Origin of the sequence: Rhodovulum marinum (assembly GCF_004343075.1) — a bacterium.
Lineage (GTDB): Bacteria > Pseudomonadota > Alphaproteobacteria > Rhodobacterales > Rhodobacteraceae > Rhodovulum > Rhodovulum marinum.
Map to the genome: position 1 here is coordinate 16,845 of NZ_SLXP01000014.1, position 25,173 is coordinate 42,017.

At 68.8% G+C, this 25,173-nt stretch carries 31 protein-coding genes; 12 read left to right on the forward strand and 19 right to left on the reverse strand.

The window, feature by feature from the left end; translation table 11 throughout:
• The first annotated feature begins 3 nt into the window (after positions 1–3).
• On the forward strand, positions 4–1,014 hold the full coding sequence (locus tag EV662_RS16445; protein WP_132464932.1) for a flagellin: 1,011 nt from the start codon (positions 4–6) through the stop codon (positions 1,012–1,014).
• Complete coding sequence (locus EV662_RS16450) at positions 1,014–2,117, forward strand: flagellar basal body P-ring protein FlgI (protein ID WP_132464934.1); 1,104 nt, start codon at positions 1,014–1,016, stop codon at positions 2,115–2,117. The genes EV662_RS16445 and EV662_RS16450 overlap by 1 nt, the downstream gene beginning before the upstream one ends.
• Positions 2,118–2,660: 543 nt before the next feature.
• Here EV662_RS16450 and fliP read toward each other — a convergent pair.
• From fliP to fliF, 4 genes are read right to left on the reverse strand one after another with little or no spacing between them, the layout of a single operon-like run.
• Entirely contained in the window at positions 2,661–3,398 is a 738-nt protein-coding gene (fliP, locus tag EV662_RS16455; protein WP_132464937.1) for a flagellar type III secretion system pore protein FliP, read from the reverse strand.
• 3 nt (positions 3,399–3,401) lie between these two features.
• A complete protein-coding gene (locus tag EV662_RS16460) occupies positions 3,402–3,695 on the reverse strand; it encodes a FliM/FliN family flagellar motor switch protein (protein WP_132464941.1) in 294 nt (97 codons plus the stop codon).
• Positions 3,688–4,296 (reverse strand): FliH/SctL family protein, encoded by a 609-nt coding sequence (locus EV662_RS16465; RefSeq protein WP_132464944.1) that lies wholly within the window; start codon positions 4,294–4,296, stop codon positions 3,688–3,690. Before EV662_RS16465 ends, EV662_RS16460 begins: the two co-directional genes overlap by 8 nt.
• The gene (gene fliF, locus EV662_RS16470) at positions 4,296–5,915 is read right to left on the reverse strand and encodes a flagellar basal-body MS-ring/collar protein FliF (protein WP_132464947.1); all 1,620 of its coding nucleotides are present in this window, start codon (positions 5,913–5,915) and stop codon (positions 4,296–4,298) included. Before fliF ends, EV662_RS16465 begins: the two co-directional genes overlap by 1 nt.
• 125 nt (positions 5,916–6,040) lie before the next feature.
• On the opposite strand from fliF, the gene EV662_RS16475 reads away from it, so the two are divergent.
• The 9 genes from EV662_RS16475 (at position 6,041) to EV662_RS16515 (ending at position 15,287) form a co-directional block, all read left to right on the forward strand.
• The gene (locus EV662_RS16475) at positions 6,041–6,550 is read left to right on the forward strand and encodes a flagellar basal body-associated FliL family protein (protein WP_132464950.1); all 510 of its coding nucleotides are present in this window, start codon (positions 6,041–6,043) and stop codon (positions 6,548–6,550) included.
• 10 nt (positions 6,551–6,560) lie between these two features.
• Positions 6,561–7,007, forward strand: coding sequence for a DUF6468 domain-containing protein (locus tag EV662_RS16480; RefSeq protein ID WP_132464953.1), 447 nt, complete (start codon positions 6,561–6,563; stop codon positions 7,005–7,007).
• The gene (locus EV662_RS16485) at positions 7,004–7,609 is read left to right on the forward strand and encodes a MotE family protein (protein WP_132464956.1); all 606 of its coding nucleotides are present in this window, start codon (positions 7,004–7,006) and stop codon (positions 7,607–7,609) included. Before EV662_RS16480 ends, EV662_RS16485 begins: the two co-directional genes overlap by 4 nt.
• A gap of 65 nt (positions 7,610–7,674) precedes the next feature.
• Positions 7,675–8,544, forward strand: coding sequence for a flagellar motor stator protein MotA (motA, locus tag EV662_RS16490; RefSeq protein ID WP_132464959.1), 870 nt, complete (start codon positions 7,675–7,677; stop codon positions 8,542–8,544).
• On the forward strand, positions 8,541–10,808 hold the full coding sequence (locus tag EV662_RS16495; protein ID WP_132464962.1) for a hypothetical protein: 2,268 nt from the start codon (positions 8,541–8,543) through the stop codon (positions 10,806–10,808). Before motA ends, EV662_RS16495 begins: the two co-directional genes overlap by 4 nt.
• A gap of 177 nt (positions 10,809–10,985) precedes the next feature.
• Complete coding sequence (flhA, locus tag EV662_RS16500) at positions 10,986–13,097, forward strand: flagellar biosynthesis protein FlhA (RefSeq protein ID WP_425057043.1); 2,112 nt, start codon at positions 10,986–10,988, stop codon at positions 13,095–13,097.
• On the forward strand, positions 13,094–13,864 hold the full coding sequence (locus tag EV662_RS16505; RefSeq protein WP_132464968.1) for a flagellar biosynthetic protein FliR: 771 nt from the start codon (positions 13,094–13,096) through the stop codon (positions 13,862–13,864). Before flhA ends, EV662_RS16505 begins: the two co-directional genes overlap by 4 nt.
• Complete coding sequence (locus EV662_RS16510; RefSeq protein WP_132464971.1) at positions 13,861–14,940, forward strand: EscU/YscU/HrcU family type III secretion system export apparatus switch protein; 1,080 nt, start codon at positions 13,861–13,863, stop codon at positions 14,938–14,940. The genes EV662_RS16505 and EV662_RS16510 overlap by 4 nt, the downstream gene beginning before the upstream one ends.
• On the forward strand, positions 14,940–15,287 hold the full coding sequence (locus EV662_RS16515; RefSeq protein WP_132464974.1) for a hypothetical protein: 348 nt from the start codon (positions 14,940–14,942) through the stop codon (positions 15,285–15,287). Before EV662_RS16510 ends, EV662_RS16515 begins: the two co-directional genes overlap by 1 nt.
• 5 nt (positions 15,288–15,292) lie before the next feature.
• Here the strand turns inward: EV662_RS16515 and EV662_RS16520 are convergent, their stop codons facing one another.
• Genes EV662_RS16520 through EV662_RS16560 form a run of 9 tightly spaced genes read right to left on the reverse strand, consistent with a single transcriptional unit; the run spans position 15,293 to position 19,893 of the window.
• Positions 15,293–15,805 carry a flagellar basal body-associated FliL family protein gene (locus tag EV662_RS16520; RefSeq protein WP_132464977.1) on the reverse strand — a complete coding sequence of 171 codons (513 nt, stop codon included), beginning with the start codon at positions 15,803–15,805 and terminating at the stop codon, positions 15,293–15,295.
• Between the two features lie 8 nt (positions 15,806–15,813).
• Positions 15,814–16,551 carry a flagellar basal body L-ring protein FlgH gene (gene flgH, locus EV662_RS16525; RefSeq protein ID WP_132464980.1) on the reverse strand — a complete coding sequence of 246 codons (738 nt, stop codon included), beginning with the start codon at positions 16,549–16,551 and terminating at the stop codon, positions 15,814–15,816.
• Positions 16,552–16,565: 14 nt separating this feature from the next.
• Positions 16,566–17,000: a flagellar basal body P-ring formation chaperone FlgA gene (flgA, locus tag EV662_RS16530; protein ID WP_132464983.1), complete on the reverse strand. Its 435-nt coding sequence runs from the start codon at positions 16,998–17,000 to the stop codon at positions 16,566–16,568.
• Positions 16,997–17,782 (reverse strand): flagellar basal-body rod protein FlgG, encoded by a 786-nt coding sequence (gene flgG / locus EV662_RS16535; protein WP_132464986.1) that lies wholly within the window; start codon positions 17,780–17,782, stop codon positions 16,997–16,999. The genes flgA and flgG overlap by 4 nt, the downstream gene beginning before the upstream one ends.
• Positions 17,783–17,800: 18 nt before the next feature.
• The gene (locus EV662_RS16540) at positions 17,801–18,523 is read right to left on the reverse strand and encodes a flagellar hook-basal body complex protein (protein ID WP_132464989.1); all 723 of its coding nucleotides are present in this window, start codon (positions 18,521–18,523) and stop codon (positions 17,801–17,803) included.
• Between the two features lie 3 nt (positions 18,524–18,526).
• Positions 18,527–18,793, reverse strand: coding sequence for a flagellar biosynthetic protein FliQ (locus EV662_RS16545; RefSeq protein ID WP_132464992.1), 267 nt, complete (start codon positions 18,791–18,793; stop codon positions 18,527–18,529).
• Between the two features lie 3 nt (positions 18,794–18,796).
• Positions 18,797–19,087 (reverse strand): flagellar hook-basal body complex protein FliE, encoded by a 291-nt coding sequence (gene fliE, locus EV662_RS16550; RefSeq protein WP_132464995.1) that lies wholly within the window; start codon positions 19,085–19,087, stop codon positions 18,797–18,799.
• 11 nt (positions 19,088–19,098) lie between these two features.
• Positions 19,099–19,491 carry a flagellar basal body rod protein FlgC gene (gene flgC, locus EV662_RS16555; protein ID WP_132464998.1) on the reverse strand — a complete coding sequence of 131 codons (393 nt, stop codon included), beginning with the start codon at positions 19,489–19,491 and terminating at the stop codon, positions 19,099–19,101.
• A 9-nt stretch (positions 19,492–19,500) separates the two neighbouring features.
• On the reverse strand, positions 19,501–19,893 hold the full coding sequence (locus EV662_RS16560) for a FlgB family protein (protein ID WP_132465001.1): 393 nt from the start codon (positions 19,891–19,893) through the stop codon (positions 19,501–19,503).
• Positions 19,894–19,976: 83 nt separating this feature from the next.
• On the opposite strand from EV662_RS16560, the gene EV662_RS16565 reads away from it, so the two are divergent.
• Positions 19,977–21,368, forward strand: coding sequence for a FliI/YscN family ATPase (locus EV662_RS16565; RefSeq protein WP_132465004.1), 1,392 nt, complete (start codon positions 19,977–19,979; stop codon positions 21,366–21,368).
• A 34-nt stretch (positions 21,369–21,402) separates the two neighbouring features.
• Here the strand turns inward: EV662_RS16565 and EV662_RS16570 are convergent, their stop codons facing one another.
• The 6 genes from EV662_RS16570 to EV662_RS16595 all read right to left on the reverse strand — a co-directional run bounded on the left by EV662_RS16570 (position 21,403) and on the right by EV662_RS16595 (position 25,096).
• Entirely contained in the window at positions 21,403–22,194 is a 792-nt protein-coding gene (locus EV662_RS16570; RefSeq protein WP_132465007.1) for a DUF1217 domain-containing protein, read from the reverse strand.
• Positions 22,191–22,598, reverse strand: a complete 408-nt coding sequence (gene flbT / locus EV662_RS16575; protein ID WP_132465010.1) for a flagellar biosynthesis repressor FlbT — start codon at positions 22,596–22,598, stop codon at positions 22,191–22,193. Before flbT ends, EV662_RS16570 begins: the two co-directional genes overlap by 4 nt.
• Complete coding sequence (flaF, locus tag EV662_RS16580) at positions 22,598–22,975, reverse strand: flagellar biosynthesis regulator FlaF (RefSeq protein ID WP_165915637.1); 378 nt, start codon at positions 22,973–22,975, stop codon at positions 22,598–22,600. The genes flbT and flaF overlap by 1 nt, the downstream gene beginning before the upstream one ends.
• 77 nt (positions 22,976–23,052) lie before the next feature.
• Positions 23,053–24,273 (reverse strand): flagellin, encoded by a 1,221-nt coding sequence (locus EV662_RS16585; protein ID WP_132465013.1) that lies wholly within the window; start codon positions 24,271–24,273, stop codon positions 23,053–23,055.
• 210 nt (positions 24,274–24,483) lie between these two features.
• Positions 24,484–24,822 (reverse strand): hypothetical protein, encoded by a 339-nt coding sequence (locus tag EV662_RS16590; RefSeq protein ID WP_132465016.1) that lies wholly within the window; start codon positions 24,820–24,822, stop codon positions 24,484–24,486.
• Complete coding sequence (locus tag EV662_RS16595) at positions 24,809–25,096, reverse strand: rod-binding protein (RefSeq protein ID WP_132465019.1); 288 nt, start codon at positions 25,094–25,096, stop codon at positions 24,809–24,811. The genes EV662_RS16590 and EV662_RS16595 overlap by 14 nt, the downstream gene beginning before the upstream one ends.
• Between the last annotated feature and the right edge of the window lie 77 nt (positions 25,097–25,173).

Consider the following 25,173-nt stretch of genomic DNA (forward strand, 5'->3'; position numbering starts at 1 on the left):
GCCATGTCCTTTGTTTCCATAGGCGATCTGTCCCGCGGTTTCGCGATGCGCACCCAGAATGCCGAGATCAAGGCGCGCCTCAGCCGCCTGGGCGAAGAGGTCACGACCGGCGTCACCGCCAATCCGGCCGAACGGCTGCGCGGCGATTTCCGCGCTCTTGGCGCGATCGAGCGCAGCCTCGCGGTGATGGACTCCTACGACCTGGCCACCAAGGAGGCCGCGCTGACCACCGACGCGATGCAGACCGCGCTGTCGCGGTTGTACGACACCGGGCAGACCCTCAGTGGCAGCATGCTGAACGCATCCACCATGCACGATGCGCGCACCGTCAATGCGCTGGGGCGCGAATCCAAGGAACGGCTCGACCTTACGGTGGCGACGCTGAACATCCAGGTCGGCGGCCGCAGCCTGTTCGCGGGGGCCGCCACCGACAGCGCGGCGCTCGCCTCGGGGGCGGATATTCTGGCCGAGGTGCAGACCGCGATTGCCGGCCTGACCACGGCCAACGACGTGGTTGCGGCCATCGACGCCTGGTTCGACACGCCGGGCGGCGGGTTCGAAACGGTCGGCTATATCGGGTCCGACAACCCCGCCGGCCCGGTGCGCCTGAACGAGGGCAACAGCATGACCCTGGACGTCACCGCGTCCGACCCGGTGATCCGCGACGTTCTGAAGGGGCTGGTGGCCGGGGCGCTTCTGTCCGATGAAAACCTGTTCTCGGGCGATCTCGACGAGCGTGCCGAACTGCTTGGGGCGGCGGGGGAACAGCTGCTGACCAACACCGCCGAGCTTGTCTCCTTGCAAGGTGAAATCGGCGTCGCCCAGGCCCGCATCGAAACCATCGGAACCGAAAACGCCGCCAGCCGCCAAATGCTCGACCTTGCCCGCCTCGACATGCTTTCGGTCGATCCCTACGACGCGGCGACCGAATTCCAGGCCGTCGAGGCCCAGCTCGAGACGGTCTATACCATCACCGCGCGCCTGTCGCGCCTCAGCCTTGCGGATTACATCTGATGCTACGCCGGCTATTCCTTGCCCTTCTCGCCGTCGTGCTGGCCCTGCCGGCCGGTGCCACCCCGATCCGCATAAAGGATCTTGTCGAGTTCGACGGGGTGCGGGGCAACGATCTTGTCGGCTACGGCCTTGTCGTGGGTCTGAACGGCACCGGCGACGGCATCCGCAACGCGCCCTTCACCGAAGAGATCATGTCCAACATTCTCGAACGGCTGGGCGTTAACGTTACCGGCGAACAATTCCGGCCCAAGAACGTGGCCGCGGTCTTCGTCACCGCGACCCTGCCGCCCTTCTCGCGCGCGGGGTCGCAGATCGACATCACCGTGTCGGCCATCGGCGACGCCAAAAGCCTGCTGGGCGGCACGCTGGTGATGACCCCGCTGAATGCCGCCGATGGCCAGATCTATGCCGTCGCCCAGGGCACCGTGATCGCCGGGGGCGCCTCGGCCGAGGGCGATGGGGCGTCCGTCGTCCAGGGCGTTCCGACCGCGGGCGTGATCCCCTCCGGCGCGCGGGTCGAGCGCGAGATCGATTTCGATTTCAGCACGCTGACCTCGCTGCGGCTGGCGCTGCGCAGCCCCGATTTCACCACCGCCGGCCGGATCGAAGCGGCGATCAACAACAGCTATGGCCGCGGCGTCGCCCGCATGATCGACGCGGGCACCGTCCTGCTGGATATCGGGGCGACGCGGGCACCGTCGCCGGCCCACGCCCTGCAGCGGATCGAGGCCATCACCGTCGAACCCCAGCGCAAGGCGCGCGTGGTCGTCGATCAGCGGTCGGGCACCATCGTTATGGGCGAGGACGTGCGGATTTCCCGCGTCGCGGTGTCCCAGGGCAACCTGACCCTGCGGATCGAGGAAGAGCCGCTGGTCGTGCAGCCCAACCCGTTTTCGCAGGGCCAGTCCGTCGTGGTGCCGCGCACCAATGCCACCATCCAGGAAGAGCCTGGGATCGGCCTGGCCGAGATCGACGAGGGCGCCTCGCTGTCCGAGGTTGTCGCGGGGCTGAATGCGCTGGGCGTGTCGCCGCGCGACATGATCGACATCCTGAAAAGCATCAAGGCCGCGGGCGCGCTTCACGCCGAATTCGTGGTGCGCTGAGGCACGTCCGCGCGGCGCGGCGGTCGGTTGACCCGGGGCAGTCCTTTCGCGGCTGTTGCGATCTACCTTCATTCCGTTTGGCAAGTGCGCGTCGTGTTCCGCCCCCAGAACCGCGCGTTACCATTCCGCGCGGACACCGGCAGGGGCGTTTCCGCTGCGGTTCTTCGTGTCGCCGGCGCAAGGAACTCCGCTTCCACAGCCCGTTGCCTTTCATGGCGTCTGGTGTGTTCGGTAGATGCCCGCCAAGGGTGGACTCCGCATGACGCCTTGGAAGATCGCGACCGACTGCGCTTGCGCGCATACCCAGCCGCCGGTGTGGCCGCGGGGTCGTGACCCCGGCCAGCCCTCTGCCTGACCCGGCCGCTCGCCCGGGCCATGGGCCGAAAACCGGCAGGCGCGTCAGCCGGGCTGTGCCGTCGATCGCGGCAAGTGGCGACCGGCCCGTCCCGTGGGCGGATCGGGAAACGCAGTGGGAAACAAGGGGGCGCCTCGCGCTGTCGCGCGGTGCGGCCGGAAAGGCCAATTCGCGGCGCGAAGGCGGGTCTAGCCGGACGGGAAGTAGCCGCGCACCAGCGCTTCGGAGATCAGGCTCCAGCCATCGGCCACCACAAAAAAGGCCAGCTTGAACGGCATCGCCACCACCGCCGGCGGCACCATCATCATGCCCATCGACATCAGGATCGCGGCGACCACCAGGTCGATGATCAGGAACGGCAGGAAGATCAGGAAGCCGATCTCGAAGGCGCGGCCGATCTCGCTGAGCAGGAAAGAGGGTACGAGGACGGCGAGCGGCGCCTCCTCGATCGGGACGGTGAGATCGGCCTCGGGGCGCAGCGAGGCCAGCGAAACGAAGGTGTCGGCCTCGGCGCGCGCGGCCATGAAGGCGCGGAACGGGTCGATGATGCGCGGGATCGCCTGTTCGATGGGCAGGGTTTCCTCGACCAGTGGCGTCACGCCGTCCTGCCAGGCCTGGGTGAAGGTCGGCTCCATCACGAAATAGGTCAGGAACAGCGCAAGGCTGACGATCAGCATGTTGGGCGGCGATTGCTGCAGCCCGATCGCCTGGCGCAGGATTGCCAGAACCGTCACGATGAACGGGAAACAGGTGACCATGATCGCCAGGCCCGGCGCCAGGCTGAGCACGGTCACCAGCAGGATCAGCTGCACCCCCCGGCCCGCCAGCGACCCACCCTCGCCCAGCGAAACCGAAATCTCCTGGGCGCCGGCCGGCAGCGCAAGCGCGGCCAGCAGGGCGGCGGCGAGGATCAGGGGCGTGCGCATGTCTCAGCCGCCTTTCACGGTGTCGATCACCTCGGTCAGGCGCACCGCGATCTGGCCGGGCTGTGCGCCCTCGACCTCTTGCAGCTCGCCGCGGGCGATCAGCCGGTCGCCGATATAAAGTTCGACCGGGTCATCGATGCGCCGGTCCAGCGGCAGCACGCCGCCGCGGTCGATCCGCAGCAGGTCGCGCAACAGCGGCCGGGCCTTGCCGACCGAAACGGTGATCTCGATCGGGACCTGGTCCAGCAGTTTTGCACCCAGCGCCTCGGCCGGGCCGTCGGAAATGGACTCAGCCATGGTGGCGTGCCTCCTTTTGGGTTGTCAGGAATTCGTCAAGTGCGGTCTGGATCGCCGACAGCATCCCGTCGATATCGATCTCGCGTTCGGCCTCGCCCGCCGAGACAAGCGCCTGGCCGGGGCCCAGCGTGTCGTCCGCGACGATGACCACGGGCATGCCGGGATCGGCGCCGACCAGGTCTTCCAGCGCGGCGCGGTTCTCGGGGCAGACCCGCATCCGAACCGGGCGGTCGGCCTGGGCCTCGGCAAGCTGCATCGCGGTTTCGACCACGGTGCGGGCAAAGCCGGCGGCGGCCAGCTGCGGCATCACGCGTTCCACCATCGCGGTCAGCAACGGGCCAAGCGCGCCCAGGACATGGGCGCGGGCCTCGTGATAGCTGAACGACATTTCCTGCAGTGTCTTGGCGAAGTCCGCCGCGATCCGTTCGCGGCCCTGGGTTTCGGCGGCCGTGGCGTCGTCCCAGCCGGCCTTGTAGCCGTCCTCGAAGGCGTTCAGCCGGACATCCTGGGTCTCCGCGGTCTCGACCGGCTCGGCGGGCCGGGCGGCCGGGGCCTCTGTCACGTGGCGGGCCGAGAAATCCTCTAGGTTCAGGCGGCTCATCACGCGTTCTCCTGCCGTTCTTCCATCCAGCCGCGCAGGATCGCGACCGATTCCTCGCGCCGGCTTTCGATCAGCTCGCGCAGCCGTTCGACCGGGTCGGCATCGGCCCCGCCGAACCCGGTATCGGTGAACTCGGACGGATCGAGCGTGTTCATCGCCATCGTCGCCATCGGCAGGCCGGCCGGCCCGTCATCGGGGTCGATCTCGCCATCCAGCCAGGTCGGTTCGTCGCCGGCGGCCATCGGAGCCGGAAGGCTGGCGGGCGGGCCGGCGCGGCCCGATCCGGCCAGGATCGGGCGGACCACGAACAGCCCCAGGATCAACGCGACCACCGCCAGGACACCCAGCTGGATCAGGGTCAGCGGGTCCAGCGAGACCTCGGCGAACAGGCTGCTTTCAGGGCCGGTGCCAAGGGCGTCGACCGGTTCGAACGGCATGGATTTCAGCGTGATGACATCGCCGCGCGCCTCGTCATAGCCGGCTGCCGACGCGACCAGTTCGCGCAGTGCTTCAAGCTCGGTATCGGGCAGGGGCTGCCAGGTCTCGTTGCCGGCATCGTCGGTTGCGCTGACCCCGTCGACCAGCACCGCGACGCTCAGCCGCTTGATCGCGCCGGGGGCGCGCAGGATTTCCCGCTCGGTCTGCGACACCTCGTAATTCACGCGTTCATGCGTTTCGGTTTCCTTGCGCTGGGCCTGGCGGTTGGTCGAGCCGTCGCCCTCGGGCAGGTTCGAGGCCACGGTGACGGCCGCCCCGCCCGAATCGCTGGAACTGGTCGAGCGTTCCTCGTTCTCCGAGCTGATGGCGATGCGGGAATCCGGGTCGATCCGCCGCTCGCGGATCGATTCGCTTTGCATCTCGGTTTCCAGGCTGACCTCGACCACGGCGCGGCCGGGGCCAAGCCGCGCGGCCAACAGCCGTTCCAGACGGGCCTTCAGCGCCTCGGCACGGTCTTCGGTATCGCCGCCGAAGCCCGGCATCGCGTCGTCGACCACCACGGTGCCGGTATTGGCGTCGATCACCGAGACGTTTTCGGGCGACAGGCCGGCGACACTGGACGCCACCAGATAGCGCAGCGCCTTGGCCTGGGCGGGTGCCAGCGCGCCGCCCGCGCCGCCCACGGTGACCGCGGCCGAGGCGGTCACGTTCCGCGCAAAGGGTCGAGCGGACGGCGTTGCGATATGCACCCGCGCGCTGCGGAACTGCGGGTTGGCCAGGATCGTGCGGGCCAGTTCCCCCTCTTTCGCGCGCCAGTAGGCCGCGTCGAACATCTGCGACGTGGTGCCGAATCCCGACAGCCCGTCCAGCAACTCGTAGCCCGCCGCGCCGTTCGCCGGCAGGCCTTCGCTGGCCAGCGTCATGCGCAGCGAGTCGCGGTGGCGGGCGTCGACATAGATCGCGGGGCCATTCACTTCGTAGGCGACACCGCTTTGATCGAGCGAGCGGATCACATCCCCCGCCGCCGAGGCGTCGAGCCCGGAATACAGCAATGCCATGCGGGGCGTCGTGGCCACGCGGGACAGGGCAAGGACAGCGGCGAACATGGCGAGCGTGGCGAGAATCACGATCATCCGGCGGCGCGGGGTCAGCCCGGTCCATATGGCCATCAGCTGCGGCAAGATTGGTCTCCCGATCCTGGGGGCTTCTGCCCCGTTTCTGCCGCACATCCTTCGCAGGACGGGCTTAACAATCGGTTAGCCCTCCTGCGGCTATAGAGGGCGGGAGACGAAAGGAGGCCGAACCCATGGCCGACACCGAGGAAGACGAGGCAGAAGCCTCTGGCAAGAAGTCCAAGAAGCCCCTGATCCTGGGGCTGGTCGGCGCGCTGGTTCTGGGCGGCGGGGCCTTCTTTGCGCTGTATTCGGGCCTGATTCTGGGCGGTGACAACAATGCGGCGGCCCATGGCGACGCGGGCCATGGCGACGGCGCGCATGGCGGCGAATCGGCGTTGGGCAATGTGGCCTTCGTCGCGGTCGACCCGCTGATCATCACGCTCGATCCCCAGGCCCAAAGCCGGCATCTGCGCTTCCAGGCCCAGCTCGAGGTGACGCCCGCCTATGAACAGGAGGTGACGCTGTTGATGCCGCGGGTTCTCGACGTGCTGAACAGCTATCTGCGCGCGGTCGAGGCGGCCGAACTGGAAAAGCCCACCGCGCTGATCACCCTGCGCGCGCAGATGCTGCGCCGGGTCCAGCTGGTGACCGGGCAGGACCGGGTGCGCGACCTGCTGATCACCGAATTCGTGCTGAACTGAGGAGGGACCGATGGCATTGATCGCGGATATCCTGCTGATCGCCGGCGCGCTGGGCGCCACGCTGTACTGCCATGTCCTTGCCCGGCGGCTGCGGCGGTTCAACGACCTGGAAAAGGGCATGGGCGGTGCGATCGCCGTGCTGTCGGCCCAGGTCGACGACATGACCCGCGCGCTGCAGGGGGCACAGACATCGGCGCGGCACTCGACCGACGGCCTGGAATCGCTGACCGGCCGGGCCGAGGACGTGGCCCGGCGGCTGGAACTGCTGGTCGCCGCGATGCACGACCTGCCCGACGAGGCGCGCACCCCCGCGGCGCGTGGCGCCCCCGCCCCGCAGGCCGCCGCGCCCGTGCCCGAACCGGCCCCCGCCGCCGAACCGCCCCGCGAGGCCCCGCCGCCCGAGGCCGCGCCGATGGTTCTGTTCCGCCGCCGCCAGATCCAGGAGGCCGCCGAATGACCCGCAAGCTTCCGTCCCTTCCCGGCGGCGGCGCCGTGCTGCCGGTGATCGCCGGGCTGTTTCTGGCCTCGGGGCTGATCCGGTTCGGCGGCGGCACCGCCCAGGCCCTCACCGAAGAGATCCGCGGCCTTGCCGCCCCCGCGCATGACAGCCGCGACAGCCACGATCCCGCGGCCGAACCCTGCCCGCCGCCGCCCGACATCGCCGAGGTGCTGTCCGCGCTGCAGGCCCGCGAGGCCGAGATCGCCGCGCTCGAGGCCGAACTCGACGAACGCGCCGCCACGCTTGAAATCGCGGGAGAGGAGATCGCCCGCCAGATGGCCGCGCTCGAGGCGGCCGAGGCGGCGCTGGAATCCACCATCGCCATCGCCGACGACGCGGCCGAATCCGACATCGCGCGCCTGACCGCCGTCTATGAGAACATGAAGGCCGAAGAGGCCGCCGCCCTGTTCGCCGAGATGGACCCGGATTTCGCGGCGGGGTTCCTGGGCCGGATGCGGGCGGATGCGGCCGCCGCGGTCATGGCCGGGCTCGACCCGCCGGTCGCCTATTCGATCAGCGTGATCCTCGCCGGGCGCAACGCGCGCGCGCCCAGGGAATGATCAGCCTTTCTTAACGCCGGGCTGCCACAGTTCGCGTCGACACATTTTTCAACGGAGCGCCGTCCATGATCGGCATCGTCGGTATCGTTATCATTTTCGCGATGGTGTTCGGGGGCTATATGGCCGCCGGCGGCAAGCTTGGCATCATCCTGAAATCGCTGCCCTACGAGATGATGATGATCGGCGGCGCGGCCGTCGGGGCCTTTGTCATCAGCAACGACATGGCCGCGATCAAGCACACCGCCAAGGATGTGGGCAAGGTCTTCAAGGGCCCGAAATGGAAGCCCGACGATTACCGCGACCTGCTGTGCCTGCTGTTCGAGATGATCCGCGTCGCGCGCCAGAACCCGCTGGAACTGGAAAGCCATATCGAGGCGCCGTCCGATTCCCCGATCTTCGGCCGCTATCCCAAGATCGCCGCCGATCACGAAGCGGTGGACCTGATCTGCGATACCCTGCGCGCGGCCAGCATGAACTACGACGATCCCCATCAGGTCGAAGAGGTTCTGGAAAAGCGGCTGGAGGCGCACATGCACCACGCGATGCATTCCAGCCATGCGCTCCAGACCATCGCCGACGGCCTGCCCGCCCTGGGCATCGTCGCCGCCGTTCTGGGCGTCATCAAGACGATGGGGTCGATCGACCAGCCGCCCGAGATCCTCGGCAAGATGATCGGCGGGGCGCTTGTCGGCACCTTTCTCGGCGTGTTCCTGGCCTATGGTTTCGTCGGCCCGTTCTCGACCAAGGTAAAGGCCGTGACCGAGGAAGACGCGCATTTCTACCACCTGATCCGCGAGGTCCTGGTGGCCAACCTGCACAACCACCCGCCCACCATCTGCATCGAGGTGGGCCGGCAGAACACGCCCGGCGCCATGCGTCCCAGCTTCTCGGAGCTGGAAGAGGCGCTGAAGGCCGCCAAGCAGGAGGCCGCATGATCCTTCGCGCGGTCCTGCTGGTTGTCTTTCTGTTACCCGGCCTGCCGGCGCTGGCCCAGGCCGTCGCGATCCGGTCGGGCGAGCATGCCGATTTCTCGCGCCTGGTGTTCGAGGTGCCGGCGGGCGTGTCCTGGTCCCTGGGGCGCGGCGCGGAAGGCTACCTCCTGGAATTCGACGATCCCGATCTCGACTTCACCTTTGCGGGCGTGTTCGACCTTATCCCCCGGACCCGCCTGACCGCGATCGCGCTGGACGCCCCGGGCCGGCTGTCGCTCGGCGTGGCCGAGGACGTCCATGCCGAGGCCTTCACCCTGCGCCCGGGTCTGGTGGTGCTGGATCTGCGCAACGGCCCGGCGCCCGCGGATTCTCCGTTCGAGGCGCCGTTGCAGGCCCAGGCACCGCAGCAGGCCGAACCGCGCCGCACCGCGCAGCCGCCCGTGCCCAAGGTTCGCTTGCCGATGGATGCCGGCCGGATGCGCCCCGCGCCGGTCATCGGCCGCTTCCTGCCGCCGACACCGCCGTCGGCGACGGTCGCGGCGCCGGCCGATCCCCGGGTTGCCGCGGCGCGTTCGGAACTTGCCAAGCAGATCGGCCGGGCCGCGGCGCAGGGCCTGCTTGAACCCGCCGATATCCGCCGCGCCCGCGAAGACGACGACCCGCCGCCCGACCCCGCGCCGCCCGAAACCGCCGAGGACGACCCCGGGCCCGAGCCCGCGTTGCCCGGGCTGGCCGACCGGCCCAACATGCATGTCGAAACCTCGATCGACCGGGGGTTCGGCCCCCAGGCCAGCGGGCGCACCCAGTCCGCGCTTGGCGATCCGTGCTTTCCCGACAGCTATTTCGATCTCTCCGGCTGGCTGGGCGAGGATCCGCCGGCCGCCTTGATCGCGGCCGGGCGTTCGGCGTTGCTGAACATGCGCGACGCCCCCGATCCCGCGGGTGCCCAGGCCCTGGTCCGCAGCTATCTGGCGCTGGGTTTCGGGGCCGAGGCGCGCGCGGTGATCGACACCGTCGCGCTGGACAGTGCGCCCGCCCCGGTCTGGCGCGAGATGGGCGCCATCCTGGACGAGGGGCGGGCGGAAAACCCCGATCTTTTCGACGGCCAGCTTTCCTGTCCGTCCCGCGCCGCACTTTGGGCGACGCTTGCCCGGCCCGACATACCGTCGACCACCGAGGTGGACGAGGCGGCCGTGATCCGCAGTTTTTCGGAACTTCCGCTGCACCTGCGGCGGCACCTGGGTCCGACCCTTGCGGAACGGTTCCTCGCAGCCGGCGATACCGCCGCCGCGACGCGGGTGCGCAATGCCGTGGCGCGCGCCGGGGAGATGACGCAGTCGGGCGACCTGACCCTGGTCGAGGCGCGTCTGGATCTGTCGCATGGGCAGATCGAAACCGCCGAGGCCCGGATCGACGAAGTTCTTGCCGAAGGTGGCCTGTCCTCGCCCCAGGCGCTGGTGCTTCGGCTCGAGACCGAACTTGACGCGGGCCAGGCGCCCGCCGCCGATGCGCTTGCGCTGGCCGAGGCGCTGGCCTTCGAGCGCCGGGGCACGGCGCTGGGCACGCAATTGCTGGCCTTGTCGATCCGGGGCCATGGGGCGAACGGGAATTTCCAGACGGCCTTCGGCATGCTGATGCACAACGGCCTGGAAAGTGACGGCGTCCTCGTGTCCGACCTTGTCCGGGCGCTGGCGCGGGATGGCCGCGATGCCGATCTGCTGCGCGAGGCGTTCTCGGGGGTGCTGACCCGGCCCGACATCGCCATCGCCGACAATGCCCGGCTGGCGGTCGCCGATCGTCTTCTGACGCTGGGCTTCCCGGCGCGGGCTGCGGAAATCGTGTCGGATATCCCGCCCAGGGGAACGCCGCAGGAACGGCAGGTGCGGGCGCGGCTGGCGCTGGCCATCGGGCAGCCGGGCCAGGCGATGCAGTATCTGTCGGGCCTCGACTCGCCCCAGGCCGACATCCTGCGGGCCGAGGCCGCGCGTGCGCTGGGCGATCTGGCCACCGCCGCGCGCTATTACGGTGCGGCGGGCGATACCGAACGGCAGGCCGCCCTGGCCTGGCGTGACCGCAACTGGCAGACCGTGCGCACCGCCGGCCCCGACGACCAGCGCGGCTATGCCGACCTGCGCGAGGAAACCCCGGCCGGGGCCTTCGACCCGGCCGCCGCGCCCAGCCTGTCGGGGGCACGATCCCTGCTGGATGGCAGCAGCGCGATGCGCGCGCGGCTGGCCGATCTGCTGGCCCCCCCCGCAAACCGCTGACACGCGCGGCGATTCAGTCTTTGTCAACCGTGCCGGCCTAGTCTGCCGGACGAGTGGACAGAACCGGGCAGGCCAGAATGGCATATCACCCAGATCCCCGCGCCACGGGCCCCGTGCCCCACCGCGCCGCGTCGTCGCCATTGACGGGCCGCCCGCGTTGGCGCGCCGCGCAACCGCATGGCGGGGGATAGCCCCGTGCCCCAGATCACCCTGAAGGACCTGTACAACCCCACCATCCTGCTGGCGCTCGCGCTGATGGCGGTCATCGTGATGATGATCCTGCCGATGCCGGCCTGGGTGCTGGATATCGGGCTGGCCGCCTCTTTCGCGCTGGCGATCCTGATCTTCACCGTGACGCTGTTCATCGAACGGCCGCTGGATTTCTCGGCCTTCCCGACCATCCTTCTGGCCACGCTGATGCTGCGGCTGTCGCTGAACGTGTCCTCGACCAAGCTGATCATCGGCCAGGGCCATACCGGCACCGGGGCGGCGGGCGACGTGATCGAGGGATTCGCGATGTTCGTCATGGGCGGCAGCGTGTTCCTGGGGCTTGTCGTGTTCGGCGTCCTGATGATCGTGAACTTCATCGTCATCACCAAGGGCGCGGGCCGCATGGCCGAGGTGGGCGCGCGGTTCGCCCTGGACGGGATGCCGGGCAAGCAGCTGGCCATCGACAGCGACATGGCCGCGGGCGCCATCGACCATGCCGAGGCCAAGGCCCGGCGCGAGCGCGAACAGGCGGAAACGACCTTCTTCGGCTCGCTTGACGGCGCGTCGAAATTCGTCAAGGGCGACGCGGTGGCGGGCCTGCTGATCACCCTTCTGAACCTGGTGATGGGCCTGGCGATCGGTGTCATCCTGCACGGCATGCCGCTGGGCCGCGCGTTCGAAACCTATGCCATCCTGACCGTGGGCGACGGGCTGGTCAGCCAGATCCCCGCGGTCATCATCTCGATCGCGGCGGCGCTCTTGCTGTCGCGCGGGGGCACCACCGGCACCGCCGATTTCGCCGTGCTCAGCCAGCTGGGCCGCCACCCCGCCGCGCTGGGCACCGTCGCCGTCCTGCTGGGGCTGTTCGCGCTGGTGCCGGGCCTGCCGTTCCTTCCCTTCATGGCCGGCGCGGTGGCGCTGGGCGTCGCGGCCGAGGCGATGCGCCGCAAGGCCCTGCGCGAGGCCGAGGCGGCCGCGCAACCCAAGCCCGCCGAGGGCGCGGGCGAAAAGACCGAAAGCCGGCTTGGCGATCTTTTGGACCTGGACGACATTCACCTGGAATTCGCGCCCGACCTGGTGGGCATGGTGCTCGACCCCTCGACCGGGATCGAGGCGCGGATCACGTCCATGCGGCGCCACGTGGCCGAGACTTTCGGGTTGATCCTGCCCGAGATCCGGCTGACCGATAACGGCGCGCTGACGCCCGGCACCTACGTGATGCGCATCCAGGGCGTCGAACAGGCGCGCGACCGGTTGCGCCCCGACCAGGTGCTGGCGCTGCAGGCCGATGACGCCACCATCCTGCCACCGGGCGAGGACGTGCGCGAACCGGTCTACGGCGCGCCCGCCCGCTGGGTGCCGGCCGACCGGCGCGAGGATCTGGCGCTGCTCGGGGTGACGGTGGTCAACGCCTCCGAGGTTTTGGCCACCCACCTGCTCGAGGTGGTCAAGCGCAACTTCTCGCGGCTGTTGACCAACAAGGCGCTGCGCCGCCTGCTGGACGAAATGACGAACCTGTCCGACACCGGCCGCGCCGCCGCCAACCGCCGCATGCTGGACGAGCTGGTGCCCGACAAGGTGCCGACCGACCTGCTGCTGGCCGTGTTGCGCCTGCTGCTTGAGGAACGGGTGTCGATCCGCAACCTGCCCCTCATCCTCGAGGCGATCGCCGAGGCGCGGCCCTCGCACGCCAGTGCCGAATCGATCTGCGAACATGTCCGCCGGCGCCTGGGGTTCCAGCTGGTGGCCGATCACCGGCGCGAGGACGGCACGCTGCCGTTGCTGCAGCTGGCCCCCGAATGGGAGGAACGCTTTACCGCCTACCAGGTGCCCAACGATCACGGCCCGCCCGACGTCGCGCTGCCCCCCGACGAGTTCAACCGCCTGGCCGGCGCCGTGTCCGAGCGGCTGGCGCGGGCGGGCGAGACCGGCGTTTTCCCGGTGATCGCCACCTCGGGGCGGCGGCGGCGCTTCGTGCAGACGGCGCTGTCGGCCAAGGGGATCGCCGTCCCCGTTCTGTCCTTCGAAGAGATCGGGACAAATTCGCGCCCGGCGCTGGTGGGCATGGTGGCGGCATGACCTATGATCTCGCCGCCCTGACCGAGGCCTGGCAGCCGCTGATCTGGGCGGCCTGGCTGGTGTTTCTCAGGGTCGGCGCGGTGATGGCGATGCTGCCGGCCTTTGGCGAACGGGCGGTGCCGACGCGGGTGCGGCTGGGCCTTGCGCTGGCGTTTACCGCGGTGGTGGCGCCCGCGGTCGCGCCGGGGCTGGACGTGGCGCCAGGGCCGCTGGGCCTTGCGGTGGCGACCGAAACGGTGATCGGGCTGGCGCTGGGCCTGGTGCTGCGGCTGATGATCCTGGCGCTTCAGATGGCGGGCGAGATCGCCGCGCAGGCGACCTCTCTGGCGCAAATCCTTGGGTCGAACACGATGGACCCGCAACCCGCCATGGGGCGGCTGATGATGGTCGCGGGACTTGCGCTGGCGGTGATGTCGGGGCTGCACGTGCGCGCGGCCGAGACGATGATCCTGTCCTATGACCTGTTGCCCGCCGGGCGGTTTCCCGATGCCGCGGAACTGGCCGACTGGGGCATCCTCAGCATCGCGCGGGGTTTCGGGCTGGCGGCGACGCTGGCCATGCCCTTCGTGATCGCGGCGCTGATCTACAACCTCGCGCTCGGCGTCATCAACAAGGCGATGCCGCAGCTGATGGTCGCCTTCGTCGGTGCGCCCGCGTTGACGGCGGGCGGGCTTCTGCTTCTGCTGCTGGCGCTGCCGCCGATGCTGGTGCTGTGGCAGGGCCGTCTGCTCGAGCTCTTCGCCGCCCCGTTCGGAGTTGGCGGATGAGCGACGAGAATCCCGACGACAAGCAGTACGAGCCGACACAGAAAAAGCTCGATGATGCCCGCAAGAAGGGTGAATTGGCGCGGTCCACCGACCTGAACACCGCCGCCGCCTATGCCGGGTTTTCCCTGACCGCGCTGGGGCTGGGGGCGGCCAGCCTGACCGCGCTGGGCGAGATCGGCGCGGGGCTGATCGGCCAGGCCGACCGCATCGCGCCGCTGGTGCTGCACGGTCACGGCACGGCGCCGATCGGCGGGTTGATGGGCAGTACGGCGCTGGCCGCGCTGCCCTGGCTGACCCTGCCCGGGCTGGCGGCGCTGGCCTCGATCCTCGCGCAGAAAAGCTTCGTGGTCGCGCCCGACCGGATCCAGCCCAAGCTGTCGCGGCTGTCGATCCTGTCGAACGCCAAGAACAAGTTCGGCCGCGCCGGCCTGTTCGAATTCGCCAAAAGCGCGGTCAAGCTGACGCTCTACACGATCCTGCTGGGGGTCTACCTTTCGGCTCATATCGAGGAAATGCTGGGCACGATGCACCTGTCGCCGGGGATGGCGGCCGCGAAACTGGGCAGGATGTCGGCCGAGTTCATGGCCGTCGTCGTGGCGATCGCGGGCGGTATCGCCGCGGTCGACTACCTGTGGCAGGTCGTGGAACACCGGCGCAAGAACCGGATGTCGCACGAGGAAATGAAGGAAGAGATCAAGCAATCCGACGGCGACCCGCACGTCAAGCAGCAGCGTCGCCAAAAGGGGATCGACATCGCGACCAACCGCATGATGACCGACGTGCCCCAGGCCGATGTGGTGATCGTGAACCCGACCCATTACGCGGTCGCGCTGAAATGGGACCGGGCGACACCCGGCGCGCCGATCTGCGTGGCCAAGGGCGTGGACGAGGTCGCCGCCCGCATCCGCGAGGTCGCCGCCGCCTCGGGCGTGCCGATGCGGCGCGACCCGCCGACCGCGCGGGCGCTCTATGCCACCGTCGAGATCGGCGACGAGATCCACCCCGAACATTACCGCGCCGTGGCCGCCGCGATCCGCTTCGCCGAAGAGATGCGCGCCCGCGCCCGGGGCCGCTGATGGGCGGCGCCGACGACAGGCTGAAACGGCTGGCCGAGGTGGGCACCATCCTGCGCGACGCGGCCCTGGCCCGGCTGCGCGCCGCCGCGCAGGAATGCCGCCGGATCGAGGCCGAGATCGCCGCCCTGGACGCCGAGCGTCGCGCCTTCGACGACGAGACCGACCCGGCCGTCCGCGCGTTGATGGGCGACAGCCGCGAGCGGTGGTATCTTCGGCGCCGCGCCGCGCTGAATGGGGCGCTGGCCCGCGCGCGCGTCGAAGAGGCGATGCAGATGAAGCAAGCCGCCCGGGCCTTTGGCCGGGACGACGCGCTGGGCCGACTGATGCGCCGGGCCGAGGATGGCTGAGCCGTTCAGGCGTCCTGGCGGACGATGTCGATGATCAGGACGTCGCGCACCTTGTCGCCCAGCACCTGATGCGCGACCTCCAGCAGGGCGCGGCGCAGCATCGTCATGTTGCCGCTTTCGGTGAACGCGCCGTCGAAGCCGCCGGCATTCGCATGGTCGAACATCACCTGCAGAAAGCTGTCGCGCAGCTTGGGTTCGCGGTCATAGACCAGCTCGTTGCCCCCGGTCGTCACCTCCAGGCTCAGCGACAGCACGACCAGCGATGCCACCCTGCCGGTGCGCACCACCGGGATCACGAACTGGTTGTTCATCTTGACGAAATCGCTGGTCGCGCCGTCTTCGCCATGGCCGTCATCCGCGGCATGCGCGTCGGTGCCATGGCCGTCATCGCCGGCGTGATCGCCCTCGGCGGCATGATCGGCGGCGGCCGGATCGGGGGCGGGGCGCAGGAAAAAGCCCGCCCCGGCCCCCAGCAGGAGGCCGACGACGGCGATGATGACCGGAAGAAGCTTGCCCATGTCGGTCCTCAGAACGGCAGCAGGATATCCGCGACCTGCTGGCCATAGCGCGGCTGTTGCACGTCGGTGATCTGGCCGCGCCCGCCATAGGAAATGCGCGCCGAGGCGATCTTGTCATAGGTGATCTCGTTCTGGCGCGAGATGTCCTCGGGGCGGACATAGCCGGTGACGATCAGCTCGCGCATCTCGAAATTCACCCGCACCTCCTGGCTGCCCTGGATCCGGAGGATGCCGTTCTGCAGCACCTCGGTGACGGTGGCGGCGACGCGCAGCGTCATCTTCTCGTTGCGCCGCACCGACCCGTCGCCCGAATGGCTGGAGCTGGAATTGGCGTCCGCGGCATTGGCCATCGAGGCGCCATCGGGCAACCGCCGGTCGAGGATCTGCGGAAGGCCCAGCATCTGCGGGATGCCCAGCGATTCCGATCCGCTGCGGCTGCGCGCGGTCGAGTTGGAAATCTCGGCCTTGTCGTCGATCTCGATCACCACGGTCATGATGTCGCCGCGCCGCCCCGCGCGCCGGTCGCCCAGAAGCGATTTGCGCCCGCCCGCCCAAAGCGACGCGCTGTCGGCCGGATAGCGCCGGTCGGCGGCCTCGGGCAGGCTGCCGGGCGCGGTCATCGCGAAATACTCGTTGCTGCCCTCGACGGGGTTGAAGGCCGGCGCCTTGCCGACGTTTTCCAGGCGGGAACAGGCGGTCGGAAGGACCAGCGCCGCGGCGCAGGCAAGAAGGGTCAGGCGGGTCATGGCAGCAGGTCTCCTCAGGGTTTGGTCGAGGCCCCGACGGTCACTGTGCCGTCGGGCGCGACGAATCCGATCACGGTGGTGCGCGAGGCGAGGTTCATCACCTTGAGCGCGTCGCCGATGCCCGCGCGGTCAAGCGCGCGCGCGTCGGCGGCGATGTTCACGGGGCCGTTGCGGTAGATCAGGGTCACGATCTGGTTGCGTTCGATGATCGCGGGCGGGCCGATATCGCCCGCGCCGATCGGGCGGCCGGCATACAGGTTGACGCGCGCCTCCTGGCCGATGGCCTCGGCCGGGTCGGTCAGCGCGCCGGGCATGGTCCCCTCGGCCACCGCGATATCGCCCGGCCCCAGGATCGTCTGGCCGCGGATCGTGCGCGTGGCGACCAGCATCTCGGCCGGGGCGGGCGCGGCGGCACACAGCGCCGCAAGGAGGAGCAGCGCGCGGGTCATCGGATCTGCGTCGTCGCGCCAAGCATCTGGTCGGCCGCCGTGATCACCTTGGAGTTCAGCTCATAGCCGCGCTGCGCCTCGATCAGTTCGGTGATCTCGCGCACCGCGTCGACCGAGCTGTCCTCCAGGTAACCCTGGCGCAGCGTGCCATAGCCGACATCCCCGGGCGTGCCCGCGATCGGCGCGCCCGAGGCCTCGGTCTCGGTGAACAGGTTCGAGCCGATCGCCTCCAGCCCCTTTTCGTTGGTAAAGATCGTCAGGGTCATCTGGCCCAGAAGCTGCGCTTCGACCTGGTCGGTGAAATAGGCGTAGACCTCGCCCTCGGAATTGATCGAGATGCTGCGGGCGTCGTCGGGAATGGTGATGCCGGGCGCCACCTCGTAGCCGTCCGAGGTCACGATCAGCCCGTCGCCCGTGCGTTTCAGCGACCCGTCGCGGGTATAGGCGGGGTTGCCGTCGGGCAGCGTCACTTCCAGGTAACCGCGCCCCTCGACCGCGACGTCCAGGTCGTTGCCGGTCTGCGACAGCGCCCCCTGCGCAAGGTTCACCGTGACCGAGGCCGGCCGCACGCCCAGGCCCAGTTGCACGCCCGTGGGCACCACCGTGCCGTCGGACGCGTTGATCGTGCCGGGCCGGGTGACCTGCTGGTAATGCAGGTCGGCGAATTCGGCGCGGCGGGCGTCATAGCCGGTGGTGTTCATGTTGGCGAGGTTGTTGGAAATCGTCTCGACCCGCATCTGCTGGGCCGACATGCCGGTGGCGGCGATCTGTAGGGCGCGCATGGGTCAGTCCTTTCCGGTCTAGCTGCTGCCGCTGAGGGTGCGGACGGCGGCGCGAATTCGTTCGTCTTCCTGGGTCAGGAAGTTCTGGCCAAGTTCGTAGGCGCGCTGGACCTCGATCATCCGGGTGATCTCTGCCACGGCGTCGACATTCGACTGTTCGACGAAACCCTGCAGGATGGTCCCTTCGAGAAGCGGCTCGGGCGCCCCGCCCGGATCGAACAGCGTGCCGGCCACATGGGTCATCGCGTTGCGGTCGGCGGGCATGTACAGCCCGATCTGCGTCAGCGGCTGTCCGTCCGCGCTCAGCGTGCCATCGGCGGCCAGCGAGACCGAGGTGGCATCGGGCGGAACGAACACCGCCGCGCCGCCCGCATCCAGCAGGCGATGGCCCTCGGGCGTCGACAGTTCGCCCGCGGCGTTCGGGGTGAAGGCGCCCGCCCGGGTCAGGCGTTCGCCCTGTGGCGTCTCGACCAGGAAGAACCCCTCGCCCTCGATCGCGAAATCGAAGGTGCCGTTGGTCTGCGTCAGCGGCGCCTGGGACAGGTCGATCTCGCGCGCATGGGCGTTCGCCATCGACAGTGACCCGGCCGGCCCGTCCAGCGCCGCGATATGTTCGGAAAAGACCACGCCTTCGCGCCGAAAACCCGCCGTCGCCGCGTTGGCGATGTTATGCGCGACGCTCTGCATCTCGCGCATCAGCCCGACCTGGCGGGTCAGCGTGCCGTAGGATGTGCTGTCCATCGCTCAGACCCCCGCGATCATCGGCACCAGCCGGTCGGTGAAGAACCCGGTCAGCGTTTCGGTCATGAACCCCATCGACATCCAGAACACGACCAGGATCGCCGCCAGCTTGGGCACGAAGGTCAGCGTCATTTCCTGGATCGAGGTCAGCGCCTGGAACAGGCCGATGGCCACACCGGTCACCAGGGCCGCCGTCAGGATCGGGATCGAGATGATTACCGCGATCCACAGCCCCTGGCGCAACGTGTCGTAGAAGACGAATTCGGTCATGGGTTACACCGGCATCCGCAGGATTTCCTGGTAGGCCTCGACCACCTTGTCGCGGACGGTGACGGCGGTCTCGATGGCCAGCTCGGTCTGGGCCAGCGCCTGGACCAGCGCGTGCGGATCGGCACTGCCCGACATCGCGGCCATCGCCGTCTGTTCGCCGCTCTGCAGGGTCTGGGCGAATTTCTGCGCCGCGTCGGCAAAGGCGCCGGTGCCCTGGGTGTCGGGTTTCTGCGGCTGGGTCGCCGGTTTCGCGGTGGCATAGGCCTGTGCGGCGATGCTGGATCTTATGTCCATTCGAATTCCTCCTATCGACGGAGCAGGTCGAGCAGCCCGCGCGACATCTGCCGGGCCTGGTCGAAAAGTTTCAGGTTGGCCTCATAGCTGCGCTGCGCCTCGCGGGCGTCGGCGATCTCGATCACCAGGTCGACATTCGAGCCGTCGTAATAGCCGGTGGCGTCGGCCATCGGGTGCGAGGGGTCATAGACCCGCGGCAGCTCGCGCTGGTCCAGCCGCACCGGCCCGGTCTTGACCGCGCCCTCGGGGCCCTTGGGGGCCAGTTCCGCCTCGAAGCTGGTCAGCTTGCGCCGATAGCCGGGCGTGTCGACATTGGCGATGTTTTCCGACACGTGGCGCAACCGCGCCGCCTGGGCGCGTAACCCGCTGGCCGAAAGGCCGCGACTATCGCTGAGATCAGCCATTCATGCCTCCTATCTTGCCCGGCCCAGGCTGGTGCGCAGGATGCCCAGCGAACTGCGGTAGACGGCGATCGCCAGGTCGTGCTTGCTCTTGGTTTCGGCGGCCTTCAGCATCTCCTCTTCAAGCGAGACAGAGTTGCCGTTGGGTTCGCTCGGGACGTCGTCCTCGCGGATCGCCGCGGCGCGCAGGCCCGTTTCGGCGTCCGGCAAATGGCCGGCCCGCGTGGTGCGCAGGCGCATGTCGTCCCCGGTCTTGCGATAGGTGTCGGCGAAATCCGCGATGTCCTGGGCGCGGTAGCCCGGTGTATCGGCATTCGCCACGTTGCGGGCGATGACGGCCTGGCGCGTGCCGGCATGCACTGCCAGCCCCTGCGCCATCCTGAAGATTTCCAACTTGTCGAACATCGGGGATTCTCCCTCGGTTTCAATCAAGGCTTAAGGATGATTCCTTTAGAAACGGTAAGTGTTGACCCGGCCGGAGAATCCGAATGCCCGACAGTCCCTTCGCCGCGCTTCTGAACCGCATCACCGCGTTGGCGCCGATCCGGCCCGTGGGGCGTGTGACCGCCGCGGGCAGCGGCACGGTGACCGTCTCCGGCCTGTCCGAAGAGGCGGGGCTGGGCGATCTGGTCGAGATCCGGCATGGCCGCGGCGTGCGCCGCCGGGGCGAGGTTCTGGCGCTGGCCCAGGGTGCGGTCACGGTGTTGCCCGACGGCACGCCCGAGGGGTTGTCGGTGGGTGATCGCGTCGTCCTGATGGGGCCCGGCCAGATCGCGCCGCACAAGGGGTGGCTGGGGCGCATCGTCGACCCGTTCGGTCAGCCGCTGGATGGCCGCCCGCTGATGCCCGGGGCAGAACCGCGGCCCTTGCGCGCCGCGCCGCCGCCCGCGACCGAACGGCGGGGCCTCGGGCCGCGGCTGGGCACGGGGCTGGCCGCTTTCGACACGCTCTTGCCGATCGTGCGCGGCCAGCGCATCGGCCTGTTCGCGGGTTCGGGCGTGGGCAAGTCGAACCTGCTGGCCAAGTTCGCCCGCGGCGTGCAGGCCGACATGGCGGTGATCGCGCTGGTCGGCGAACGTGGCCGCGAGGTGGGCGAATTCGTGTCCCATGTGCTGGGCCCCGAGGGCATGGCCCGCTCGGTGATCGTCGCCGCGACCTCGGACCAGTCGCCGATGGTGCGCCGGCGCGCGGCCTGGGCCGCCATGGCCGTGGCCGAACATTTCCGCGACGAGGGCAACCACGTTCTGTTCCTCGCCGATTCCGTGACCCGTTTCGCCGAGGCGCATCGCGAACTGGCGCTTGCCGTGAACGAACCCGCGGCACTTCGGGGGTATCCGCCCTCGACCGCGCAGGCGGTGATGGCGCTGGCCGAACGCGCCGGGCCGGGGGTCGAGGGGATGGGCGACATCACCGCCATCTTCTCGGTGCTGGTCGCGGGTTCGGACATGGAGGAACCCGTGGCCGACATCCTGCGCGGCGTGCTCGACGGCCATGTCGTTCTGGATCGCCGCATCGCCGAGCGCGGGCGCTTTCCGGCGGTCGACCTGTTGCGGTCCGTCTCGCGCAGCCTGCCGCGTGCGGCCAGCGGGCCGGAAAACGCGCTGATCGCCCGCGCGCGCAAGCTGTTGGGCGCCTATGACCGGGCGGAAATGATGATCCAGGCCGGGCTTTACGCCGCCGGGTCCGATCCCGAGATCGACGCCGCGATCCGGGTCTGGCCCGGTCTCGACGGGTTCCTGTCCGAGAACGCGCCGGGCGGTGTCCCGGAAAGCTTTGCGCGCCTGGCCCAGATCCTCGAGGAAGCCAGCGCGGGCCCCGGACCCGGCCCCGGCAAGGGCGCGGCGCCCGGCAGGGGGGCTGCGGCGGCGGCCGGCGGGTGATCGCGGCCGTCTGTGGCGCCCGGCCGGGCCGTGCTTAGCCGCCAAGCAATGTCAGGGCCGTCTGGGCCGGGCTATAGCCCGCGAAACCCGAACTGATCTCGGAGCGGATCAGGAACAGTTTGACCAGTTCCTCGCGCTTTTCGGGGTCGGCGAACTGGTCAAGCTCCGAATCCCCGAAGATGGCCTCGGCCTTGTCGCGATAGACCTCCAGCTGCTTGTCGAGGTCGAGCGCGGCAAAGGAATCGGGCAGGCCGAAGGCGGTGTCGAAGACCGCGCGCATCGGTTCCGATCCCATGACCGAAAACCACTTGGCATCGCCGCTCGAACTGCCCTCGGCCAGCGGCGCCAACTCGCGCTCCAGGTTCAGGGCAAGCCGCATGTCGTCGTTCTGTTCGCCGACCGCGATCTCGAAACTGCGGGTGCGATAGGCCTCGGCGATCGTGTCGGCGAACCCTTCGTCGCGGGTGTTGGGCAGGCCAAGCTCGCCGAAACCGAAGGCCTCGGCGAGCTTGAAATAGCTTTTGTCGGCCAGCTTGTTGGCCAGTGCGTCATCGGCCGTCGTTCCCTCGGACAGGATCTTGCGGATGAAGAACTTGTTGCCGATGTCGTCCTGCAGCCCGAACGCCCCCAGCGCGACCTTGAGCAGGCGGTAATCGCCGACCAGGTCCTCGGCGGTGCGCACATCGCCGATCTTCTCGGCGAAATAGTCCAGGTCGCGCTGCATGACGGTGCTCTGGTTGAACACCTCCTGCTGGCGCTCCATCGTGCGTTCGAGAAAGCGCCAGCCGGCATAGCCGCCGATGGGAACGACGGGCTGAAAGCTCATGACGGCCTCGTACCCGCCAGCAGCCGTTCTTCGCGGGGCAGCAGGCTGCGCAGCGCCTTGAGCACCTGGTAGTACTGCTCTTCGATGACCGCCTCGGTGGCCAGCGTCAGCTGCCGCCGGCTGTCATGGTCGGTCAGCACCTGGCTCAGCTGTTCGATCCCGCGCAACAGCTGCGTCCGCGACTCCTCGGGGGTCGTGTCACCCGACAGCACCAGCTGGGCGATATAGCAGACCCGGCGGACGGGCGTGTTCGCCTCTTCGGGGTGGATCGCGTCGCGCAGGCGCAGGATGTTGGCGTTGGGCGTCTTGATCGACAGCCGGGTGCGGCGGTCGCCGTTCTCGATCACGGCGCCGTTGACGAGGACCCGTTCCTTGGGGCCCAGTTTCAGGACGAGACCGCTCATCACACCGCCTCCGGTTTGTCGAGCCCGCGCATGACCGCGGTGTTGATTTCGATCAGGTCATCCGCCTTGGCGCGACCGGCCAGGACCTCCTGGCTGAGGAAATCGGTGAATTCGTAAAGATAGAAGATGCGGGCGCGCAGGTCGGCCGGCAGGGCATTGTCGGGTTGGGCAACGTCGCACGCGAGCAGGCGCCAAAGCCTGCGGTTTTCGGTCAGCGCCGAGGCGAGAGCGGGAAATGCGGTCTTTCCACCGCTGGCGGCCTCTTTGAGGCGTGCCGTGACACGGGCAAAGGCCGCGTATTCGGTGGCGCGCGGGGTCCGCATCGTGGTCTGATTGGGGGCGGAATAGGCCGATCTGGCCATGTGCAGGGCGTTCATGTTCTGTCACTCCATTCTGAAAGTGGGCCAAGGCATCAGGGGAAGGGCCGGGGATTTTCCCCGGCCCGGCCGATGTCTTAGCGGAAGAGCGACAGCAGGTTCTGCGGCGACTGGTTCGCGATCGACAGCGCCTGGGTGCCCAGCTGCTGCTGCACCTGCAGGGCCTGCAGACGGGCCGAGGCGGCCTCCATGTCGGCGTCGACCAGCGCCCCGATGCCGGACTTCAGGGCATCGGTCAGGTTCGAGACGAAGTTCGACTGGGTTTCCAGGCGCGACTCGATCGACCCGAAGGCGGCGGCCGCGTCGATCGACGTCGAGATCATCGACTCGATGTCCGCCAGCGCCGTGGCCGAGGTCACGTCCAACCGTGTGGACACGCCATCGCCCAGGCCGGACAGGCCGCCGGTGCCCGCCGCACTGACGCGCACGGTGATGGCCGTATCTGCCGCACCCGTGCCCGCGTTGTTGAACGACAGGACGCCGGGGGATGCCGGGTCGTAGTCGGCCGTCAGGCCGGTGATGCCAGCGGCATTGATCTGGCTGCGGATATTGGTCAGCGCGATATCGTTGGCATCGTTGCCCGCCGCAGCGTCGTCAGCCGTCACCGTATAGCTGAAGTTCTGATCGCCGATGGTGACCCGAACCGTTTCGCCTTCCGCAATCGCGTCGAGATCGATCGCGGCATCCCCGCCAGCCAGGGCTACGACGCTTGCGGCGTCGTCAGCAGTCGTGCCGACGGTGAAGGTCTGCGTTCCGCCGCCATCGGCAAGCGTCGCCGTCGCAGCCGCCGCGGGCGCGGTGTCAAGGTTTTGGGCCGCCACGGTGATCGTCGCGGCGGTCACATCGCCGTTGCTGCGGTTCAGCGAGCCCAGCACGCTTTGGTCGGTGCCGTTGTTGATCAGGTTCACGCCGTTGAACTGGGCGGCGTCGAGGATCGAGTTCACCTGCTGGATCAGCTGGTCCGTCTCGTTCTGCAGCTTGCCGGTGTCGGCCGAGGGGTCCTGTGCGGCGACGACCTTGGTCTTGATGCTATCGAGCAGGTCGGTGATCGATTCGGTCGCAGTGCGCGCAACGCCGACCATCGCCTGACCGGTGGCCAGGCTGTCGGATACCGAGTTGAAGCCGCTCACGTCGCTTTCCATGACCTTCGAGATGGCCCAGACGGCGGAGTTATCCTTGGCGGTGGCGACGCTTTTGCCGGTCGAGATTTCGCCCTGGGTTCTCTCGAGGCTGGAGTTGATGCTTTTCAGGGTCTGCAGCGCGGTCATGGCGCTGGTGTTCGTCAGAATGCTGGACATGGGTTGGTCCTTCCTTTTCGTATGGCGCTTTGCGCCACGGGTTGCTGCCGCCGTGGGACGACGATCGAAGGTGTTCTCACCCGTACGGCTTTGGAGGGGGTCCGTGCCGTGCCACCCATGTTCCGGGCGCGGTCCCGAGCATTTCAGCTGCGGGTTAAACGACGGCTAATGGAAAAAGGTATTAGCGGGGCCTTTTGTCGAAAATGGGGCCTAGGCGCGGCGGGTCAGCGACCCTTGCGTGGCGCCGATGCGCGAGGATTTGCCGCTCTGGTCATAGGTGGTCAGCGCCTCGGCGGGTTGGCGGGCGCGGCGCAGGGTGGCCACCGCGCTTTCGACGCCGCGCTGCACGGCCTGCATCAGGCGGGCGTTGCCCTCGGCCAGCTCGCGCAGCCGGGCCAGCGCCGCGGCGTCGGGGACCGGGCGCGCGGACAGGTCGGCCACCAGGCGTTCCTTTTCCTCGGCCAGGTCCTGCAGCGCGGGGAAATCGGCGCGGCGCAGCGCGTCGCGTTCGCGCAGGAGCAGGGCCTCGATCGGGTCATCCAGCGTCATCGATTCGCTCCTTCAGGGCTTCGAACAGGGTTTCGGCCAGGCCGATTCCGCCGGCGCGGACCATTTCCCCGGCCTGGGCCTCGCGCAGGAAAGAGGCGAATTGTTCCTCGCCGATGCCGCCGCTGAATTCGCCGCCGGTTTCCCCCAGCCCGGCATGTTTCAGCATCTCGGCCAGGAACTGCGCCTCGAGTTTCTGGGCGGCCGCGCGCAGGCGCGTATCGCTGGCGGTCGGGGCGGGCGTGGGCGCGGTCGGGGCCGTGATCGGGGGAAGCATGGCGGTTTCCCTAAATTGCGAGTCGTTTTTCCGTGTATGACGCGCATCCGGTAAAGAACCGGTAACCGCTTGCGGCC

Bases quoted from the DNA above. Each gene is read 5' to 3' on its own strand.
- EV662_RS16445 (WP_132464932.1), top strand. From the start codon at position 4: ATGTCCTTTGTTTCCATAGGCGATCTGTCCCGCGGTTTCGCGATGCGC.
- EV662_RS16450 (WP_132464934.1), top strand. From the start codon at position 1,014: ATGCTACGCCGGCTATTCCTTGCCCTTCTCGCCGTCGTGCTGGCCCTG.
- fliP (WP_132464937.1), bottom strand. From the start codon at position 3,398: ATGCGCACGCCCCTGATCCTCGCCGCCGCCCTGCTGGCCGCGCTTGCG.
- EV662_RS16460 (WP_132464941.1), bottom strand. From the start codon at position 3,695: ATGGCTGAGTCCATTTCCGACGGCCCGGCCGAGGCGCTGGGTGCAAAA.
- EV662_RS16465 (WP_132464944.1), bottom strand. From the start codon at position 4,296: ATGAGCCGCCTGAACCTAGAGGATTTCTCGGCCCGCCACGTGACAGAG.
- EV662_RS16475 (WP_132464950.1), top strand. From the start codon at position 6,041: ATGGCCGACACCGAGGAAGACGAGGCAGAAGCCTCTGGCAAGAAGTCC.
- EV662_RS16480 (WP_132464953.1), top strand. From the start codon at position 6,561: ATGGCATTGATCGCGGATATCCTGCTGATCGCCGGCGCGCTGGGCGCC.
- EV662_RS16485 (WP_132464956.1), top strand. From the start codon at position 7,004: ATGACCCGCAAGCTTCCGTCCCTTCCCGGCGGCGGCGCCGTGCTGCCG.
- motA (WP_132464959.1), top strand. From the start codon at position 7,675: ATGATCGGCATCGTCGGTATCGTTATCATTTTCGCGATGGTGTTCGGG.
- EV662_RS16495 (WP_132464962.1), top strand. From the start codon at position 8,541: ATGATCCTTCGCGCGGTCCTGCTGGTTGTCTTTCTGTTACCCGGCCTG.
- flhA (WP_425057043.1), top strand. From the start codon at position 10,986: ATGGCGGGGGATAGCCCCGTGCCCCAGATCACCCTGAAGGACCTGTAC.
- EV662_RS16505 (WP_132464968.1), top strand. From the start codon at position 13,094: ATGACCTATGATCTCGCCGCCCTGACCGAGGCCTGGCAGCCGCTGATC.
- EV662_RS16510 (WP_132464971.1), top strand. From the start codon at position 13,861: ATGAGCGACGAGAATCCCGACGACAAGCAGTACGAGCCGACACAGAAA.
- EV662_RS16515 (WP_132464974.1), top strand. From the start codon at position 14,940: ATGGGCGGCGCCGACGACAGGCTGAAACGGCTGGCCGAGGTGGGCACC.
- EV662_RS16520 (WP_132464977.1), bottom strand. From the start codon at position 15,805: ATGGGCAAGCTTCTTCCGGTCATCATCGCCGTCGTCGGCCTCCTGCTG.
- flgH (WP_132464980.1), bottom strand. From the start codon at position 16,551: ATGACCCGCCTGACCCTTCTTGCCTGCGCCGCGGCGCTGGTCCTTCCG.
- flgA (WP_132464983.1), bottom strand. From the start codon at position 17,000: ATGACCCGCGCGCTGCTCCTCCTTGCGGCGCTGTGTGCCGCCGCGCCC.
- flgG (WP_132464986.1), bottom strand. From the start codon at position 17,782: ATGCGCGCCCTACAGATCGCCGCCACCGGCATGTCGGCCCAGCAGATG.
- EV662_RS16540 (WP_132464989.1), bottom strand. From the start codon at position 18,523: ATGGACAGCACATCCTACGGCACGCTGACCCGCCAGGTCGGGCTGATG.
- EV662_RS16545 (WP_132464992.1), bottom strand. From the start codon at position 18,793: ATGACCGAATTCGTCTTCTACGACACGTTGCGCCAGGGGCTGTGGATC.
- fliE (WP_132464995.1), bottom strand. From the start codon at position 19,087: ATGGACATAAGATCCAGCATCGCCGCACAGGCCTATGCCACCGCGAAA.
- flgC (WP_132464998.1), bottom strand. From the start codon at position 19,491: ATGGCTGATCTCAGCGATAGTCGCGGCCTTTCGGCCAGCGGGTTACGC.
- EV662_RS16560 (WP_132465001.1), bottom strand. From the start codon at position 19,893: ATGTTCGACAAGTTGGAAATCTTCAGGATGGCGCAGGGGCTGGCAGTG.
- EV662_RS16565 (WP_132465004.1), top strand. From the start codon at position 19,977: ATGCCCGACAGTCCCTTCGCCGCGCTTCTGAACCGCATCACCGCGTTG.
- EV662_RS16570 (WP_132465007.1), bottom strand. From the start codon at position 22,194: ATGAGCTTTCAGCCCGTCGTTCCCATCGGCGGCTATGCCGGCTGGCGC.
- flbT (WP_132465010.1), bottom strand. From the start codon at position 22,598: ATGAGCGGTCTCGTCCTGAAACTGGGCCCCAAGGAACGGGTCCTCGTC.
- flaF (WP_165915637.1), bottom strand. From the start codon at position 22,975: ATGAACGCCCTGCACATGGCCAGATCGGCCTATTCCGCCCCCAATCAG.
- EV662_RS16585 (WP_132465013.1), bottom strand. From the start codon at position 24,273: ATGTCCAGCATTCTGACGAACACCAGCGCCATGACCGCGCTGCAGACC.
- EV662_RS16590 (WP_132465016.1), bottom strand. From the start codon at position 24,822: ATGACGCTGGATGACCCGATCGAGGCCCTGCTCCTGCGCGAACGCGAC.
- EV662_RS16595 (WP_132465019.1), bottom strand. From the start codon at position 25,096: ATGCTTCCCCCGATCACGGCCCCGACCGCGCCCACGCCCGCCCCGACC.